This is a genomic window from Neisseria oralis, assembly GCF_045062685.1.
GTDB lineage: Bacteria > Pseudomonadota > Gammaproteobacteria > Burkholderiales > Neisseriaceae > Neisseria > Neisseria oralis.
On the sequence record NZ_JBJGEB010000004.1, the window covers coordinates 45,193 to 62,036 of the forward strand.

The 16,844-nt window shown below is 53.2% G+C and carries 16 protein-coding genes; 5 read left to right on the plus strand and 11 right to left on the minus strand.

Annotated features, from left to right (window positions below):
• Positions 1-14 precede the first annotated feature (14 nt).
• The 3 genes from ACI43T_RS04830 to ACI43T_RS04840 all read left to right on the plus strand — a co-directional run bounded on the left by ACI43T_RS04830 (position 15) and on the right by ACI43T_RS04840 (position 2,325).
• Positions 15-464: a ProQ/FINO family protein gene (locus ACI43T_RS04830; protein ID WP_405385699.1), complete on the plus strand. Its 450-nt coding sequence runs from the start codon at positions 15-17 to the stop codon at positions 462-464.
• Between the two features lie 182 nt (positions 465-646).
• Positions 647-1,606, plus strand: a complete 960-nt coding sequence (cysD, locus tag ACI43T_RS04835; protein WP_083774586.1) for a sulfate adenylyltransferase subunit CysD — start codon at positions 647-649, stop codon at positions 1,604-1,606.
• Positions 1,607-1,746: 140 nt separating this feature from the next.
• The gene (locus tag ACI43T_RS04840) at positions 1,747-2,325 is read left to right on the plus strand and encodes an RBBP9/YdeN family alpha/beta hydrolase (RefSeq protein ID WP_405385700.1); all 579 of its coding nucleotides are present in this window, start codon (positions 1,747-1,749) and stop codon (positions 2,323-2,325) included.
• A gap of 88 nt (positions 2,326-2,413) precedes the next feature.
• Here the strand turns inward: ACI43T_RS04840 and ACI43T_RS04845 are convergent, their stop codons facing one another.
• Positions 2,414-4,861, minus strand: coding sequence for a heavy metal translocating P-type ATPase (locus tag ACI43T_RS04845; RefSeq protein ID WP_405385701.1), 2,448 nt, complete (start codon positions 4,859-4,861; stop codon positions 2,414-2,416).
• 413 nt (positions 4,862-5,274) lie between these two features.
• On the opposite strand from ACI43T_RS04845, the gene ACI43T_RS04850 reads away from it, so the two are divergent.
• Positions 5,275-5,400 (plus strand): hypothetical protein, encoded by a 126-nt coding sequence (locus ACI43T_RS04850; RefSeq protein ID WP_256359118.1) that lies wholly within the window; start codon positions 5,275-5,277, stop codon positions 5,398-5,400.
• A 91-nt stretch (positions 5,401-5,491) separates the two neighbouring features.
• Here the strand turns inward: ACI43T_RS04850 and hflX are convergent, their stop codons facing one another.
• From hflX to ACI43T_RS04900, 10 genes are all read right to left on the minus strand, one after another.
• Positions 5,492-6,664 carry a GTPase HflX gene (gene hflX / locus ACI43T_RS04855; protein WP_405385828.1) on the minus strand — a complete coding sequence of 391 codons (1,173 nt, stop codon included), beginning with the start codon at positions 6,662-6,664 and terminating at the stop codon, positions 5,492-5,494.
• Between the two features lie 232 nt (positions 6,665-6,896).
• Positions 6,897-7,667, minus strand: coding sequence for a phosphatidylserine decarboxylase (locus tag ACI43T_RS04860; RefSeq protein ID WP_405385702.1), 771 nt, complete (start codon positions 7,665-7,667; stop codon positions 6,897-6,899).
• A gap of 207 nt (positions 7,668-7,874) precedes the next feature.
• Positions 7,875-8,399 carry a restriction endonuclease gene (locus ACI43T_RS04865; RefSeq protein ID WP_405385703.1) on the minus strand — a complete coding sequence of 175 codons (525 nt, stop codon included), beginning with the start codon at positions 8,397-8,399 and terminating at the stop codon, positions 7,875-7,877.
• A gap of 84 nt (positions 8,400-8,483) precedes the next feature.
• Positions 8,484-8,789 (minus strand): hypothetical protein, encoded by a 306-nt coding sequence (locus ACI43T_RS04870; protein WP_405385704.1) that lies wholly within the window; start codon positions 8,787-8,789, stop codon positions 8,484-8,486.
• Positions 8,790-8,937: 148 nt separating this feature from the next.
• A complete protein-coding gene (locus ACI43T_RS04875; protein WP_405385705.1) occupies positions 8,938-10,035 on the minus strand; it encodes an NnrS family protein in 1,098 nt (365 codons plus the stop codon).
• Positions 10,036-10,434: 399 nt separating this feature from the next.
• Positions 10,435-11,049, minus strand: coding sequence for a CadD family cadmium resistance transporter (locus ACI43T_RS04880; RefSeq protein WP_003703682.1), 615 nt, complete (start codon positions 11,047-11,049; stop codon positions 10,435-10,437).
• Positions 11,050-11,358: 309 nt separating this feature from the next.
• Entirely contained in the window at positions 11,359-12,051 is a 693-nt protein-coding gene (locus ACI43T_RS04885) for an ATP-binding cassette domain-containing protein (protein WP_405385830.1), read from the minus strand.
• Positions 12,051-12,848 carry an ABC transporter permease gene (locus ACI43T_RS04890; RefSeq protein ID WP_405385706.1) on the minus strand — a complete coding sequence of 266 codons (798 nt, stop codon included), beginning with the start codon at positions 12,846-12,848 and terminating at the stop codon, positions 12,051-12,053. Before ACI43T_RS04890 ends, ACI43T_RS04885 begins: the two co-directional genes overlap by 1 nt.
• A 196-nt stretch (positions 12,849-13,044) precedes the next feature.
• Positions 13,045-13,764 (minus strand): DUF2971 domain-containing protein, encoded by a 720-nt coding sequence (locus ACI43T_RS04895; protein ID WP_405385707.1) that lies wholly within the window; start codon positions 13,762-13,764, stop codon positions 13,045-13,047.
• Between the two features lie 323 nt (positions 13,765-14,087).
• Positions 14,088-15,065, minus strand: a complete 978-nt coding sequence (locus tag ACI43T_RS04900) for an ABC transporter substrate-binding protein (RefSeq protein WP_405385708.1) — start codon at positions 15,063-15,065, stop codon at positions 14,088-14,090.
• A gap of 309 nt (positions 15,066-15,374) precedes the next feature.
• Here ACI43T_RS04900 and fumC point away from each other — a divergent pair, with 309 nt between their 5' ends.
• A complete protein-coding gene (fumC, locus tag ACI43T_RS04905; RefSeq protein WP_405385709.1) occupies positions 15,375-16,763 on the plus strand; it encodes a class II fumarate hydratase in 1,389 nt (462 codons plus the stop codon).
• Positions 16,764-16,844 lie beyond the last annotated feature (81 nt).

Consider the following 16,844-nt stretch of genomic DNA (forward strand, 5'->3'; position numbering starts at 1 on the left):
GGAATAAAACCGAGATGACACAAGAAACCGCTTTGGGCGCAGCATTGAAGTCCGCCGTCCAAACCATGAGCAAGAAAAAGCAGACCGATATGATTGCCGACCATATCTACAGCAAATATGATGTGTTCAAACGTTTCAAACCGTTGGCAGTCGGTATCGATCAGGATTTGGTTGCCGCGCTGCCGCAGTTTGACCCGTCCCTGATTGCGCGCGTGCTGGCCAACCACTGCCGCCGTCCGCGTTATCTGAAATCACTGGCCCGCGGCGGCAAACGTTTTGATTTGAATAACCGCTTCAAAGGCGAAGTCAGCCCGGAAGAGCAGGCGATAGCCCAGCAACATCCCGCCGTACAGCAGGATTCGGCCGCCCAAGCCGCGCGCAAAGCGGCGGCACAGGAAGAACAACCCGAAACGGCTTCCGCCGCAGACGTCTCTCCTGCCGAATCGGAAACGCCCGCTGTCTGACCCGACTGATAAAGATAAAGGCCGTCTGAAATTTTTTCAGACGGCCTGACTGCATTCTGCGCCGAAAATTAAAGGTGCCGAAACATCCGTTATCCCCCGCATTCTTACGTTCGCATGCTTTGGCATATATAACGAAATCATCTTAATAACGAACAAACCATTCTTTCCCTTTTTCAGACGGCCTGTTTAAAGTATCGCCTGTCACGGAGTCTGCAAAAGAGAAAAACATGTCCATCCAAAACCGCCACCTAGACTGGCTCGAAGCCGAATCCATCTACATCATCCGCGAAGTCGTCGCCGAGGCGAAAAATCCCGCGCTGCTGTTTTCCGGCGGCAAGGATTCCGTCGTTTTGCTGGCGCTGGCGGTCAAGGCGTTCAAACTCGAAGGCCGCCCACTCAAGCTGCCGTTCAAGCTGCTGCATGTCGATACAGGGCACAATTACCCCGAAGTGATTCAGTTCCGCGATGAAACCGTGGCGCGCACGGGCGTTCAACTGGTGGTCGGCAGCGTCGAAGACTCCATCAAAAAAGGCACGGTCGTCCTGCGCCGCGAAACCGATTCGCGCAACGCCGCGCAGGCGGTTACGCTGGTGGAAACCATTGAAGAACAAGGCTTTGACGCGCTGATGGGCGGCGCGCGGCGCGATGAGGAAAAAGCGCGGGCGAAGGAGCGGATTTTCTCGTTCCGCGACGAATTCGGACAATGGGACCCGAAAAGCCAGCGTCCCGAACTCTGGTCGCTCTACAATACGCGGCTGTTCAGCGGCGAAAACATGCGCGTGTTCCCCATTTCAAACTGGACGGAACTCGACATCTGGCAATACATCGCCCGCGAAAACCTCGCGCTGCCGCCGATTTATTACAGCCATAAACGCGAAGTCGTCGAACGCGGCGGGCTGCTCGTCCCCGTTACCCCGCTGACGCCGAAACGCGAAGGCGAAGTTTCCCAAATCCGCGACGTGCGCTTCCGTACCGTCGGCGACATTTCCTGCACCTGCCCCGTAGCCAGCACCGCCGCCACGCCCGAAGACATCATCGCCGAAACCGCGGCTGCCACCATTTCCGAACGCAGCGCCACGCGCATGGACGACCGCGTGTCGGAAGCGGCGATGGAAGAGCGTAAAAAGGCGGGATATTTCTAAAAGCGGCGCACCTGTATGTCAAAGGCCGTCTGAAACGCCCTTAGTAAGGTTTCAGACGGCCTCATGTCTGTTTGCGATATAATTCAAAGAAGAATATAAAATTGCCGCAACAGCAAAACAGGCTGGAAAGGAAGGACATCATGACCCGACGCGTTTTTATCGTACACGGCTTTGAGGGCAATCCCCACGGCAACTGGTTTGACTGGCTGGCAGCACAGGCGCGTGCCTGCGGCGTGCAGGCCGGTGCGTTAGCCATGCCCAATCCCGGCAATCCGACCGTCCAGTCTTGGCAATTCACCCTCGACCAACACATCGGCAAGCCCGACGAAAACGCTTTCCTCGTCGGCCACAGCTTGGGCTGCATCACCCTGTTGCACTTCCTTTGCCGCCAGCAGCCCGAAAGAATCGGCGGTTTGGTACTGGCGGCGGGCTTCGCCGATCCGCTGCCGCCGCTGCCGCAACTCGATCCCTATATCAAAGGGGCCGCTCCCGATTTCTCCGTGCTCAAACGCATCCGTATGCCCAAGCAATGCCTCGTGTCCGACAACGACAGCCACGTCCCGCTCGCACTGACCCTGAGCATGGCCGAACGCCTCGACAGCCCCGTCATCCATATCCCGAACGGCGGGCATCTGATGGATTCGGACGGCTTCACCGAACTGCCGCAGGTGTGGGAGGCGTTGAAACCGATGCTGGACGCGGACAAAGCCGGAAAATAGTTCCGCGTTTATCCCTGAAACATCAGGCCGTCTGAAAAACAGATTTTCAGACGGCCTCAATACATCGCGGGAGATACAATCCTTCGGTTCACTTCTTCAGCAGCCTCAGCGCATTCCCCAGTACCAGCAGCGAGCTGGCACTCATGCCCAGCGCGGCAATCCACGGCTTGACATAACCCAGCACGGCAAGCGGAACCGCAATGATATTGTATGCGCTCGCCCACAAAAGGTTTTGGCGGATAACGGCACGGGTGCGCACGGCTTGGTCAATCATCAGCGGCAGCACGCCCATATCGTCGCCCAACAGCACCACATCGGCCCCGTCGCGCGCAACATCGGCTCCGCCCGCAACGGCGGCGGACACATCGGCACGGGCGAGTACGGGCGCATCGTTGATGCCGTCACCCACCATCAGCACCTTCCGCCCCTGCCGCTGCAAGCCTTCGACATAAGCAAGTTTGTCTTCCGGCGCGGCTTCGGCACGGTATTCGTCCAAACCCAGTTGTGCGGCGACGTGGGCGACGGCGGCAGTGCGGTCTCCGCTCAACAGGTGCAGCCGCAGCCCGCGTTTCTTCAATTCGGCCGCCATACCGGCCGCGCCGTCTTTAATACCGTCCTCCAGCAGGAAGGCCGTCTGAAAACCCTCGGAATTACCCAGAAACACCATGCTGCCGTCGTGCGCGATATGTGCCGCATCCGGCGGCAGCGCGCCTGCCGTTTCGGCCACGAATCCGGCCCGTCCCAAAGCCCAAACCAGCGTTTTCCCGCCGACGTCGATTTGCGCGCTGACGCCGTGTCCGACGCGGTTGACGCGCTGCCCGATCCTGATATGCGGCAGGCCGTCTGAAAGCGGGCAACGCAGGATAGCCCGGGCAACCGGATGATCCGACTGCCGCTCCAGCGCCTGCGCCACTGCAAGCGCCTCATCATTTTTCAGACGGCCTAAACCGATAATCCGGCTGACCGACAACTCGCCCTTGGTCAGCGTTCCCGTTTTGTCGAACACGATGTCGTCGATTTGCGCCAGCGTCTCCAAACTCTGCTTGCCGCCGACCAACACCCCCTCCGCCGCCAGCGTGCCGGTGGAAGCCGCCAACGCGGTCGGCGTCGCCAGCGATAAGGCGCACGGGCAGGTAATCACCAGCAGGGCTACGGTAATCCACAACGCGGTTTGCGCATCGGCATACCAAGCCCAACCGGCAAACACGGGCACGGCCAGCAGCAGTTCGCCGAAAACGAAGGCGGAAGCGTAGCGGTCGGCCATTTCCGCCAGTCGCGGCTTCTGCGCAAGGGCGCGGTCGAGCAGTCTGACGATATGCGCCAGCCGCGTGCCGCTGCCCGCGCTGTCGATACGGACAACGAGCGGGCCGGTGGTATTGAGCGTGCCCGCCACTACCTTGGCATCGCGCACCTTGGCAACGGGCAGGCTTTCGCCGGTAAGCATCGCTTCGTTGACTTCGCTCTCGCCCGACAACACCGTACCGTCCGCCGGCACCACCTCCCCGGGTTTCACCAGCACCACATCGCCGCTCTGAAGCTGCGCGACCACGGCTTCCTCAACCTCTTCGTCGGCAGGGAAACCGGTCATCTTGTGGCAGAAAGCGGGGACGAGCTTCACCAGCCTCTCCGCCGCACTGCCCGCCTTGCGCCGAGCAATCTGTTCCATAAAGCGGCCGCCGAGCAGGAAAAACACCAGCATGGCAATCGACTCGAAATACATGCCCTGCCCCGCATTGGTCGCCAGGCTGTAAATCCCCGCGGCAAACGTCATCACAATCGCCAGCGCAATCGGCGTATCCATACCGACGCGGCGGTTTTTCAAATCGCGCCACGCTCCGCGGTAAAACGGCTGCGCACTGTAAAACACGGCGGGCAGCGCCATCAGAAAACCGCCCCAGTGCAGTATCGACAGGTAAAGCGGTTCGATGTCGCCGCCGTAAAAATAAGTCGGCACGGCAAACATCATGGTCTGCATCATCGCCAGCCCCGCCACGGCAAGGCGCACTATCGACTGCTTGCGCTCTTTCTGCGCCTGCACTTCTACCTTCTGCACGTCATACGGCGCGGCGGTATAGCCCGTAGACTGAATCCGCAGCAGGATGTCCGACAAAGCAGTCCTGTCATTGTCCCAAACCACGCGGGCGCGGTGGGTGCTGTAATTCAAATCCACCCGCACCACACCGTCCAAACGCAAAAGCTGCTGCTCAATCAGCCATACGCAGGCTGCGCAGGTAATGCCGCCCAGCATCAGCACGGCCTCACGTTCTCCGCCCTGCCCCGCCGCCACAAAATCGGCCTGTACTTCCGGCAAGTCGTAAAGTCTCAACTGCGCCAGCATGTCCGGCGGCGGCAACACGGCTTTTTCCGCCTCGGCGGTACGCTGCTTGTAGTAGCTGCCCAGTCCGGCGTCGATAATGCTTTGCGCCACGGCCTGACAGCCTGCGCAACAGGTCTCGTGTTCTTCGTTTTCAAAACGGATGGGGAAACGGACATTTTCGGGCACTTCCAGCCCGCAGTGGAAACAATTGTTTTTCATGATGTTTTTTTACGATATGATGTGTGCGTGCAGGCAGGCCGTTTTCCCGCCGCAGGTGTGGCTGAATTGCTTCATTTTACATTTAAATTCAATTTCTTTACTTTTCCATTAATGAAAATAAAATATGCAAAAACATTATTATCCTTTTGTTTTTCAAACAAAAACGGGCTGTTTTTAGTACGAATACCTATCTGAATCCACACCTTTAAAATAATATGCTTTGTTTTCCGGACGTTTTCGGAAACTTTCCCAGAAGATTTACGACAATCCCGATTGACCTGAAAATGTTTCGCCCGCATACTATACCCACATTCCGCCACCGCGGAAACAGCTTATAAGCAGGAAACCTGCGCGGCTTCACATTCAAATAAAAACACTTTGCGAACAACTTCTTACTGACCCCGGGTACCATCATGATTGACCGACTCATGCCCCTCTTCGCCGTCATCGGCGTCCTCTCCAGCATCGTTTATCTGACTTTGGCCGTTTGGATGGTTTATGAAAACCTGCCTCATGTGAAGAAAAAACACTCGGCGTAAACGGCTTTCCGATTCCGGTTTCCTCTTCAGGTCGTCTGAAACAAACGATAAACCTTCTCCCTAGTTTACCGGCATTTTCAGACGGCCCGACTTACCGTCGGCCTTCCAGCGCACGTTCTATCATTGCTTGACGCAAATCGTCCAACCCCAGATTTTCCGCCACCGAAATATTCACCGCCGCCGCTTTTCCGGCCGCATCGCGCACAATGCCCGTTTTTCTCTCTTCCGACGGCTGCAAATCAATCTTGTTGTATACCGCAAGCTGCGGTATTTCATGCGCGCCGATTTCTTCCAACACCGCGTTCACATCCTCCATCTGCCGCCCAAATTCGGGATTGGATACATCGACTACATGCAGCAACACGTCCGCCAGTGCGGTTTCTTCCAAGGTCGCGGAAAAGGCCAACACCAGCTTATGCGGCAAATCGCGCACGAAACCGACCGTGTCCGTCAGAATCACGCTCACTTCATGCGACAGAAACAGCCGCCGCGCCGTCGTATCGAGCGTGGCGAACAGTTGGTTTTCCGCCCAAACGCCCGCCTTGGTCATACGGTTGAACAAGCTGGATTTTCCCGCATTGGTATAACCGACGATGGCAAAAGTTTTCAGACGGCCTCCCATACGCGATTGGCGGCGTGTGGCGCGCTGCTGCCGCACGTTTTTCAACTGCCGCTTCAATGCGGTGATTTTCTGGTTAATCAGGCGGCGGTCGGTTTCAAGCTGGGTTTCGCCCGGCCCTTTCAGGCCGATGCCCCCTTTCTGGCTTTGCAGGTGCCCGTAACCGCGCACCAGCCGCCCGCTCAGATGCGAAAGCTGCGCCAGTTCCACCTGCAACTTGCCTTCCTGCGATTGCGCACGCTTGGCGAAAATCGCCAAAATCAGCCCTACGCGGTCGAGTACGCGGCATTGCAATTCTTTCTCCAAATTGCGTTCCTGCGTCGGCGTCAGTTCATGGTTGAACACCACCAGTCCGACATCATGCAGCCGCACCGAAGCCGCCAACTCCTCCGCCTTGCCCGTTCCGACAAACAAAGCGGAATGCGGCCTGTCGCGTTTGGACGTTTCCACCGCCACCAATTCCCCGCCCGCGGCGCGTACCAAATCGGCGGCTTCGTCCAAGGCCGTCTGAAAATGTGCTTTGCGGGATTCGGCGGAATAAAAAACCTGCCCGCCCGCACCGCCGGCCGCATAATCCGTATCCAGCATGACTCCGACCAACATCACGCGTTCGGGTTTTTCCAGCGATTTATCGACTTGGAACATTTTATTTCTACTCAAACCATGTCCTTTTTTCAGACGGCCTCAAGCCGCCAAATCATTTGTTTCGATTAACAAGTCAAACTTCCCGACAAACTCCGTCTGCTGCCGTCATTCCCGTATCGGAGGAAATAGCCGCCCTAATCTAGCTACGGCAATGGCTTTAGTAGCGCGCCCTATCCGGCCGTAAAAAAAGGTTTTCAGACGGCCTGAAAACCTTTTCCATTCACACAGGCGTTTAACCTTTGATTTCTTTGTCTGCCGCCTCGCGCACTTTCTCGGCCGAAGCCTCGATTTCATCCTGAGACACGGCAGCCACAGCTTCGGCTTTAGCGGATTCGTCGGGGGCGGCGACAGGCGCATGGAGCGGCAGGCGCGCCAATACCGTGCTTACGCCCGTAACTTTGTCGCCGATGGACACCATGGCCTGCGCGTCGACAGGCAAATACACATCCACGCGCGAACCGAAGCGGATAAAGCCATAACGCTCGCCCCGACTCAACCGTTCGCCCGCTTTGGTGTAGCACAGAATCCGGCGCGCCACCAAACCTGCAACCTGCACAAAGGTAATCTCGCGCCCCGACTGCGTAGTCGCCAAAACCGCATTGCGCTCGTTCTCAGTGCTTGCCTTATCCAAATCCGCATTCACAAACTTGCCGCGCGTATATTCCACCGCCGTTACCGTACAATCGGCGGGCGCTTTTTGCGAATGCACGTTAAACACGTTCATGAACACGCTGATTTTCAACGCTTCCACATTGCGGTAAGGGTCGCGCGCGCGCTCCACCACCACAATGCGCCCGTCCACAGGGCTTAACACCGCCTCCGCGTCTTGCGGAATATTGCGCGCAGGATCGCGGAAAAACTGCAAGGCAAACGCAGTGAAAACCCAAAACGGCAGCGACCACCAGCCGCAGCACATCGAAAACAGCACGCTCAAAATCAAACCGCCGCCGATAAAGGGCCAGCCCTCACGGGCAATAATCGGGTGCGGATACAAACGGTTCATAAACTATCCTCTTAATGAAAATTTTTCGCAAATCATTATAGCCGATTTCAAACCGCCCGACAGGAATAACGGCATGTAACCACACCAACTTTCTGATTTATCATGAAAACAGCCTGCACGCACCGCCCTCGAAAAATCCATCCGGCACATTAAAAGGCCGTCTGAAATTCGAAACACATTTTTTCAGACGGCCTCACAAATACCCGCTCAACCCTTGGCCGCAGCCTTAATCCGCAACACTTCCGACACAAATGCCGCCAGTTTCGCCGCAAAATCCGCATCGTCCAACCTGCCGATCAGAGCAAACGTATCCTCCCTGCCGCCATCGTCCGCCGCAACCGTTTCACCGCCAAAATATCGAAAAAACAATTCCTTGCCGCCGCGGATTTTGCCGCGGTGCAGCACCCAGACCCCGCCCTTCCCGTCTTCGGCAAACACCCCCGATACCGCGCGGTTCAGACCTGCGACCGGGAAATTGATTTCCGCCGCAATCGACACCTTCTTTCCTTCTAACGGTTCACCGATGCCGAAACCGTTCCAACATTTCTTATCCTGCCACTGCACCGCATACCACAAGTTCAGTTTGGGCGAATACGCTGCCTCCGTCTCAAAGCCGCCGCCGACACCCGACACGGTACAGATTACCCTTTGAGGCAGCACGGTACGGATGGTTTCCGTAAACAAGGCTTGGGCGGAAGCAAGTCTGGCAGGGTCGGTAATCACAGTCGGCATAGCATCTCCTTAAAAAACAGAAGAAAAAGTCATATTGGGAAACACGCGCGGAAAAGGTCAAAAGGCCGTCTGAAAACAGGGCAATTATTCGCAATGAAGGTTACGCGTTTTTTCCGCAAACGAATCCATCGCAATCTGACACATACGCTCACGCTGACCCAAATCCGCAGCAGGCAGCGATTGCCACAGAAATTTAGTGTTGTCGCGCTGAAACTCAGCCTTATCCCCCGCCTTCTTATAACACACCTCCGCACGGGTAAAATACTGCTGACAAATCTTCGGCAACTCCTCAAACGCCAAAGGCTTGTGCTTGTGCATACCGCGAGCGGATGCAGACAAAGCAGATACGGCAAAAACAGCAGCGACCAAGGCTTTCAAAACATTTTTCATAATGATGTTCCATAGTGAAAATTGGCTTGATTATACAACTAAAAAATTACAAATTAATGAGTATAGCCAACAAAATTTGTGAGGAAAAATTACTTCTAAATTTCTCCCTAAGAGAAAAAATTTTATAAAGAACTTCCCCCATCACCCCTCATTCCGGATCGTCCGTAAACGCATTCGCCCGAAATATCGGCACGAACGTCAACAGATAAAGCACGAACACGGCGGCGGTCAGAATCGCAGGGATGGTGATGAAGAATATCGGGTTCACGTTCATTAAAACAGCGCGCGAGACGGCGGCGGCGAAGAGGATGGGGACGGCGATGCGGCAGAGTTTGGGGTAGTCGAGTTTGGTAAAGCCGCTGTGCCACAGTCCGGCAGTCAGCCACACCATCATCACGCCGCCCATCATGCCGCCGAGGGTAATCAGGTGCAGGGGGGCGGAGGCGGACAGGTTTTGCAGTTTCGCCGCGCCCGTCCACAGATAGCCTGCGGCGGCAAAAAGCTGGAGCAGGTAATAGGTGCGGACGTAGTGTTTGCGCAAGAGTTCGTGATGGTGCAGTTCGCGCAGCTTGGCGAGCAGGATGAAGCCGACGGCAAGCGCGGTAAAACCGGCGGTTTGCGCGGGCAGCCAAAGTTCGGCGGCGGCGTGCAGCAGCAGGAAGGTGATGGCGATGTTTTTATAGACGACGTTGGGAATGAATACGGGGTCTTTCAGACGGCATTCTTTGAGGGCTTCCGCACCCAGAAGGACGCTGACGCGGACGGATACGAACATCACCGCCGCCATGTTCAGATGCACTTGCGCGCGCAGCAGGTTCAAATCGCCGCTGACGGCATAGGTCGTCTGAAAAACGGTGAACGCAGCAAGCAGCATCAGCAGGGCAAAGTTGTCGGTGTTGCGGTCGAGCCAAATCAGCCAGGCGCAGAACAGCAGTAGCACCAGCCAATAAGCAGCGACGAAAAACGAAGCGGTTTGCGGCGAAAATGGCAGCAGGACGGATGCGGCAAGCAACAGCGCCGCCAAGACGGTGGCAACGGGTTTCAGACGACCTTTATACCCTGTCCATTCGAGCATGGCGGCAGTCAGGAAGCCGCCGTATGCCGCAGGCAGCATGAGTTCTAAGAAGATTTGGCGGTGCATGACTATGGCGGTGGGGCTGATGAAAAACACCAACGCGCCGAGTATGGCAAGCACCGCCGCGCCGACGAAAAACGGCCGCATGGGGTGGGTGAAAAATTTATTCATGACTTGGCTTGATTCTGCATGAAGATGCTTTCGGATATGGATTTATTGGGTGGACAGGGCCGTATCTTTCGCCAAAGAGGCAAGCCCGCGGCTTGCTTGCCCTCTCCCTAGCCCTCTCCCACTGGGAGAGGGGATTAAGCTGCCACCGAACATTTTCAGGTTTACCTGACATCCGATTCCCAATTCTACGTTCTCTGATTTTCAGCAACCTGATCTCCTCTCCCCGTGGGAGAGGGAATCGGGATGTCGAGTCCGAGCATTTTCAAGTTTACCTGCCATCTGATTCCCAATCCTGCGCCCTCTGATTTTCAGCAACCTGATTCCCTCTCCTCGTGGGAGAGGGTTAGGGAGAGGGCAACGAACCGCAAGGTTCGTCAGATACTCAAATGCCTGTATCATTCATATTATTGATATTATTGTTCGAATTGTATTATTTTCAATAATAATAAATAACCCTAAACCAATATAAATAACAGCCATTATCCAACGACTAAACTTCTCTACAATTTCACCAACACCTGAAATATTAGCCAATCTTTGTGCTGTATATACTAAAACAAAAATCAATATTAAAAATACAAGAAGAGTAACTAATAAGTCGACAAGATCTAAAGTCACAAAGTAAGGAACAAAAAGTCCAATATTATCTGCACCACAACTAGCAACTGTAACCAAAGCAACAATACCGACTAATTTTGACAACCCTTTTTCATCCAATTCTTTTTTAGCTCTTTTTTCGCCCTCACAATCGTCGTAAATAGCAACTTTAATACCTAAGTAAATCGGTATTAAACCTAATAAACCCAACACCCATTTTTCCGGAACATAATTCAAAACAAAAGCTAGAAATAAACTAACTAATATTAAAATTACAGAACCTAAATATTGTCCGATATAAATATCTCGATATTCTTTTCTAGTATTTGCTCTAGCAAAAAATATTAATAGTATTACCAACAAATCTACTGCTGTAGCAATATATAAAACAGCAGCAGTAATCACAGTCGAAAACATAAAGCACCTCATAATGAATCCCCTGCCCCTTGCCACCACGGCTTCTTCAAAAGCCGAATCGCGTTCGGACAACAGATTCGTACCTTTCGCCGAAGAGGCAAGCCTGCGGCTTGCTAGCCCTCTCCCTAGCCCTCTCCCACGGGGAGAGGGGATTAAGCTGCCAAACCTGAACATTTTCGGGTTTACCTGCCATCCGATTCTTAATCCTACACCCTCTGATTTTCAGCAACCTGATTCCCTCGCCCCGTGGGAGAGGGTTAGGGAGAGGGCAACGAACCGCAAGGTTCGTCAGATACTCAAATGCCCGTATCACTCATAATAACGAATCCCCTGAAACTCCCTTGCCACCACGGCTTCTTCAAAAGTCGAATCGCGTTCGGACAACGGCGTGGGCAGGGTCATCATGTTTTGCACGTTCATGCCCTTAGTGGAAAGCAGCATGATTTCATGGCTCAGGCGTGCGGCTTCGAAGCGGTCGTGCGTTACCAGCATACACGCCATGCCCTGCCGCTCGATTTTTTCCACCAGCATGGCAACCAAAATATCGCGCAAATCTCGGTCCAAACCGACAAACGGCTCGTCCAGCAAGGCAAGGTCGCAGCCGCACAGCAGCAGGCGCAAAAACGCCACCCGTTTCGCCATGCCGCCGGACAATTCGATCGGATATTTGTTCAAATCGCCCGCAGTCAGCCCGACTTTCGCCGCCAGCGCGATGATTTCGTCCTCATCGGGTTTGTCCATAAAAATCGTGATATTCTGCATCGCGGTCAAGTTTTCCGGCAGGCGGTTTTCCTGAAACAGAAAACCCGTTTTGCAGAAAGTATTGCGTATCGTGCCTGATTTCGGTGTTTCCAAGCCCGCAATCAACCGCAAAACCGTCGTCTTGCCGCAGCCGCTCGGTCCGAACAAAGCCTTCACTTCTCCATGTTGCAGGTTCAAACTGAAATCGCGCACGATGGGGTCGCGGAGAATTTCAAAACGCACGTTTTCAAGACAGAGCATCATCTCCTCCACGGCATAAACAAAATTTCCAAAGGCTTGGTAATCAGGTATTCAAACAGCGACACAAACACGATAACCAACACCACATAAGCCATCACCGTCGAAGTCTCCAGCATCGCCCTCGCGTCCGCAATCCGCGCGCCCACGCCTTCGCTCGCGCCCAAGAGTTCCGCCATAATCACCACCTTCACCCCCATCGCCACCGCCACGCCGATGCTGGAAATCACATAGCCCGTCAGATGCGGGATATACAGATAACGGATTTTTTTCAGACGGCCTAACTTATAAGCGTCAAACAATTCCTCATGCTGCCTGTTCACGCTCGCCATCCCGACTGCCGCACTCGCAAACGTCAGCGGCGCAACCAACACAATGATGGTAAACAACACGCTCGGATTGCCGAAACCGAACCAAAACAACGCCATCACCACCCAAATAATCGGCGGCATCGCCAACAAAATTGTAATCACAGGCTTAAGCAACGCCATCGCCGTCTTAAAACTGCCCGCCACCAGCCCCGCCGCCAATCCCGCTACCAGCGCAACCGAAATGCCCACTACCGACCGCCACAGCGAAATCCCGATTTCGTTTTCCTGAAAATGTTTCAATAAATCCAAAGACTTTTGAAATACCTCCACCGGCTCAGGCAGCATAAACTCACCGAACACGGCACTGCCCCACGCCCACAACGCCACCACCACCATCGCCACGCTCAAACCGGCAAAGCCGCTCCAAAGGTAGTCGATGATGTAAAACACCGCAGGCTGCGGTTTGCGGATTTTGTCGGTTTTAATCATGGTTTAGATGTTGGTTGATGGGGATGGTTTGGGGACGGTAGGTCGTCTGAAAAAATGGTTGATTGGGTTAGATGGAACACCGTAAACCAACAAAACGGTTTGGTTTTCCCAAATATTGTTTTTCAGACGACCTTGGTTTGGGATTTTGGTATTTTGTTGAGTTACGACTGCGGCTAACCTACGATTGCTTGTTGGTTTACAAATTAAACTTAAGATTCTTTGGTGCCTCGTACAATGAAGAACGTCTAAATTCAAATTTACCTTTTTTAAGAATCTGACTCTTATATGCTTTTTTCAAATATGGATTTATCCTAGGGTCAAACAGGAGAACATCAAATAATTCTGTTGGTTCAATATCAAATTTAAAGATGTCTTCTTGGCATAACCCATCTTGTCCCAAATAGATTAAGCGTACCTCATTTTCATGTTGAAATGCTTTTCGTTTATACAATAACGATTCTGCGATACCGCTTCCATCTGTTTTTAATAGTTCTATTTTTTGAAATTTATTTATCAAATCCTTACTTGTCGCATACTGCACCTGACCAAGAAAACCACGAACTTTTTCAAACCTTTCGATTTCCTCATGTAAAGCTGTTAATAATTTTCTAGGTGTTGTAGAAACTCTAATACCATCTTTATTAGGAGAGTAAATGCGCCACATTGCATCTGATTCCCGATGCCAAGTCCAGCATTGACCATATACTGAATTTCTCGCCTCTATGCTGGTTTCTTCTCCTGACATGATGAATGTTGAAGATAATAGGGCATTTTCAAACGGGTCATCCCATAATTTGGGTTTTACCAAAGTCAATTTATTGGTATCTAAAATTTCTAAAAAACGGTGTATAGGAAAAATTCTATAAATTGTTGTATCTAATTTTTCGTGATCTATAAATAGGAAATTCTTTTCCATAAATCATCCCTTTCAATAAAATATTGTATTGAACTTGTAGGTTGGATCATAACCCAACATTTCAGGTAATCCGACGGTTTTGTTGAGTTTGGCAACTCAACCTACGGTTACCACCCGCCGTCATTCCCGCGCAGGCGGGAATCTAGAGGTTTGACGTCGCTGCAATTTTAAAATATTCCTGCAATATCAGAGACTGGATTCCCGCCTACGCGGGAATGACGGCTCTTTGTGTACTGTTCTAACTATTATCTGATAGGCCGTCTGAAAGATGACAAGTCAGATTTCAATGGCTTTCACTATTTTCAGACGGCCTCTATCCTCTTTTAAGCCAAGAAGAATCCGTTATCCGGCAGCTTGCCGCCCAAGAGTTTCGGGTTGAACTGCATCAGGATTTCGTAAAACTTCAAAATCTCGTTCTTCACTTCGCTGCCTTTGGTTACCGTCAGCCGCGCGCCGTCCAAGCCCATGACTAGGGCGGGTTCGGGGGCGGGGAGGTAGTTTTTGCCGATTTTCGCGGCACTTTGGCGGTTGGCCAGTATCCAGTTGAGCGCGTTTTTCAAATCCTGATGGAAGATGTCGAACTGCGCTTTGTGTGCGTGGAAATATTCTTCGTTGGCGATGATGCCCGCCATCGGAATCAGCGGTTTGGTGTCAAACGCCTGCCCCCATGCCTTGACTAAATCAAAGCCGCGCACGACGTTTACGCCCATGGTTTTGCCTTTGAGCATACCCGCGCTCGCCATCGGTTCGGGCAGGATGGCGGCGTGGTAGTCCTTGCTTAAAAACAGTCCGACTGCTTCGGGCGGCGTGGCGATGTAAGTGATACTGACTTTGTGCGCGTCGATTTTCAGTTTTTTCAACAAGGCTTGCAGCACGATGTCGGGCATGTCGTTTTTAAACGGCACAAGGATTTTTTTACCGACCAAATCCTGCGGCGAGGCAATCGCGCTGCCTTTGCAGACTAACTGCGTGATGCCGTTGGTCAAAATATTGACCATGCCGACTTTCTGCCCTTGGTTGCGCAGGTTTACGCCGACATTGCTCGGACTCATCATCACTTTAAATTGCCCGCTCGCCACGCCCGCGCGAAGCTGGTCGGGCGAACGCCAAACCTTCAGCGACACATCCGCCTGCTTCGCCAACTTGCCCTGCAACGCCGCTACGGCGATGGTGACGCTGGGCATCGCCGGCGCGCCGTACACTGTAAACTGCTCTTTTCCCGCCGCCAACAGCGAAGGCGAAACGCCTGCCGCAACCAGCGCGGCGGTCATTTTTAAGAAATCACGTCTTTTCAGTTCCATTTTCCAATCTCCATATCGAATCCATCTGAGGTACAAATACACTTTCGCCCATCTGTACGAACCAGATAACTTTTGATAATAATTCCTATTTATTATGCTATTAAAGGATTTCGAAGTAAAGGAAGGCTAATCCCTTGGCGCCGCATTATTTCTTTAAGCAACCTGAAGCACATCTTTTTCAGTGCTTTGTTTCATATCAATAATTCTTTAACAATGTTATATGCAGTCTTTCCCATGCTTTCCAAGTTCATCGTCTCATCGTTATAATTATTCTCGCTTGCAGTATTAATTTTTTTAGGAGAGCACTAAATGAGCACCCGTACCGAACACGACACCATGGGCAATGTCGAAGTCCCGTCTGAAGCCTATTGGGGCGCGCAGACCCAGCGCAGCCGCAACAATTTCAAAATCGGCGGCGAAACCCTGCCGCAGCCGCTGATTTATGCTTTGGCGCTGGTGAAAAAAGCCGCAGCCGCCACCAATGTTTCCCTCGGCAGGATTAAGCCCGAGCAGGCGGATTTGATTACGCAGGCGGCGGATGACGTGTTGAACGGCAAGCTCGACGGGCAGTTTCCTTTAGTGGTTTGGCAGACCGGCTCTGGCACGCAGTCCAATATGAACATGAACGAAGTGCTGGCGAACCGCGCCAACGAAATCGCCGGTACGGGTTTGGCGGCGTACCAGCCCGTCCATCCCAACGACCATGTGAACCACGCGCAATCGACCAACGACGCGTTCCCGACCGCCATCCACGTCGCCGCCGCGATTGAAATCAACCGCCACCTCATTCCCGCCGTCCAAGCCCTGCGCGACACATTGGACAAAAAAGCCCAAGCCTTTGCACCCATTGTCAAAATCGGCCGCACCCACTTGCAGGACGCAACGCCGCTGACTTTGGGACAAGAATTTTCCGGCTACGTTTCCCAGCTCGACCACGGCTTAGGCCGTCTGAACGACGCGCTCAAAGGTTTATACGAACTCGCCTTGGGCGGCACAGCGGTCGGTACGGGCTTGAACAGCCATCCCGAATACGCCGAAAAAGCCGCCGCCAAACTCGCCGAACTGTCCGGCCTGCCGTTTGTCAGCGCGCCGAACAAATTTGAAGCCTTGGGCGGACGCGATGCCGCCGTTGCCGCTTCGGGCGCATTGAAAACGCTGGCGGCAAGCCTGAACAAAATCGCCAACGACATCCGCTGGCTGGCAAGCGGCCCGCGCTGCGGTTTGGGCGAAATCAAAATCCCCGAAAACGAGCCGGGTTCGTCCATCATGCCGGGCAAAGTCAACCCGACCCAATGCGAAGCGATGACCATGGTGTGCTGCCAAGTGTTCGGCAACGACGTCACCATCGGCATGGCGGGCGCGTCGGGCAATTTCGAGCTGAACGTCTATATGCCCGTTATCGCCTACAACCTCTTGCAATCCATCCGCCTGTTGGGCGATGCGTGCAACAGCTTCAACGAAAACTGCGCCGCCGGCATCGAACCCATGCCGGAAAAAATCGACTATTTCCTGCACCATTCCCTGATGCTCGTTACCGCGCTGAACCGCAAAATCGGCTACGAAAATGCCGCCAAAGTCGCCAAAACCGCCTATAAAAACGACAAATCGCTGCGCGAAACCGCCGTTGAGTTGGGCTTGCTGACAGGCGAAGAGTTTGACGAACTGGTCGTCCCCGCCGATATGGTTCATCCGCGTTAATCGTGTTTTGCCGATAGTTTTGAAACAAGCAAAGGCCGCCTGAAAAACGATTGAAGGGTTTTCAGACGGCCTTTTTATTTC

Coding starts and splice junctions, on each gene's coding strand:
- ACI43T_RS04830 (WP_405385699.1), top strand. CDS start 15: ATGACACAAGAAACCGCTTTGGGCGCAGCATTGAAGTCCGCCGTCCAA.
- ACI43T_RS04840 (WP_405385700.1), top strand. CDS start 1,747: ATGACCCGACGCGTTTTTATCGTACACGGCTTTGAGGGCAATCCCCAC.
- ACI43T_RS04845 (WP_405385701.1), bottom strand. CDS start 4,861: ATGAAAAACAATTGTTTCCACTGCGGGCTGGAAGTGCCCGAAAATGTC.
- ACI43T_RS04850 (WP_256359118.1), top strand. CDS start 5,275: ATGATTGACCGACTCATGCCCCTCTTCGCCGTCATCGGCGTCCTCTCC.
- hflX (WP_405385828.1), bottom strand. CDS start 6,664: ATGTTCCAAGTCGATAAATCGCTGGAAAAACCCGAACGCGTGATGTTG.
- ACI43T_RS04860 (WP_405385702.1), bottom strand. CDS start 7,667: ATGAACCGTTTGTATCCGCACCCGATTATTGCCCGTGAGGGCTGGCCC.
- ACI43T_RS04865 (WP_405385703.1), bottom strand. CDS start 8,399: ATGCCGACTGTGATTACCGACCCTGCCAGACTTGCTTCCGCCCAAGCC.
- ACI43T_RS04870 (WP_405385704.1), bottom strand. CDS start 8,789: ATGAAAAATGTTTTGAAAGCCTTGGTCGCTGCTGTTTTTGCCGTATCT.
- ACI43T_RS04875 (WP_405385705.1), bottom strand. CDS start 10,035: ATGAATAAATTTTTCACCCACCCCATGCGGCCGTTTTTCGTCGGCGCG.
- ACI43T_RS04880 (WP_003703682.1), bottom strand. CDS start 11,049: ATGTTTTCGACTGTGATTACTGCTGCTGTTTTATATATTGCTACAGCA.
- ACI43T_RS04885 (WP_405385830.1), bottom strand. CDS start 12,051: ATGCTCTGTCTTGAAAACGTGCGTTTTGAAATTCTCCGCGACCCCATC.
- ACI43T_RS04890 (WP_405385706.1), bottom strand. CDS start 12,848: ATGATTAAAACCGACAAAATCCGCAAACCGCAGCCTGCGGTGTTTTAC.
- ACI43T_RS04895 (WP_405385707.1), bottom strand. CDS start 13,764: ATGGAAAAGAATTTCCTATTTATAGATCACGAAAAATTAGATACAACA.
- ACI43T_RS04900 (WP_405385708.1), bottom strand. CDS start 15,065: ATGGAACTGAAAAGACGTGATTTCTTAAAAATGACCGCCGCGCTGGTT.
- fumC (WP_405385709.1), top strand. CDS start 15,375: ATGAGCACCCGTACCGAACACGACACCATGGGCAATGTCGAAGTCCCG.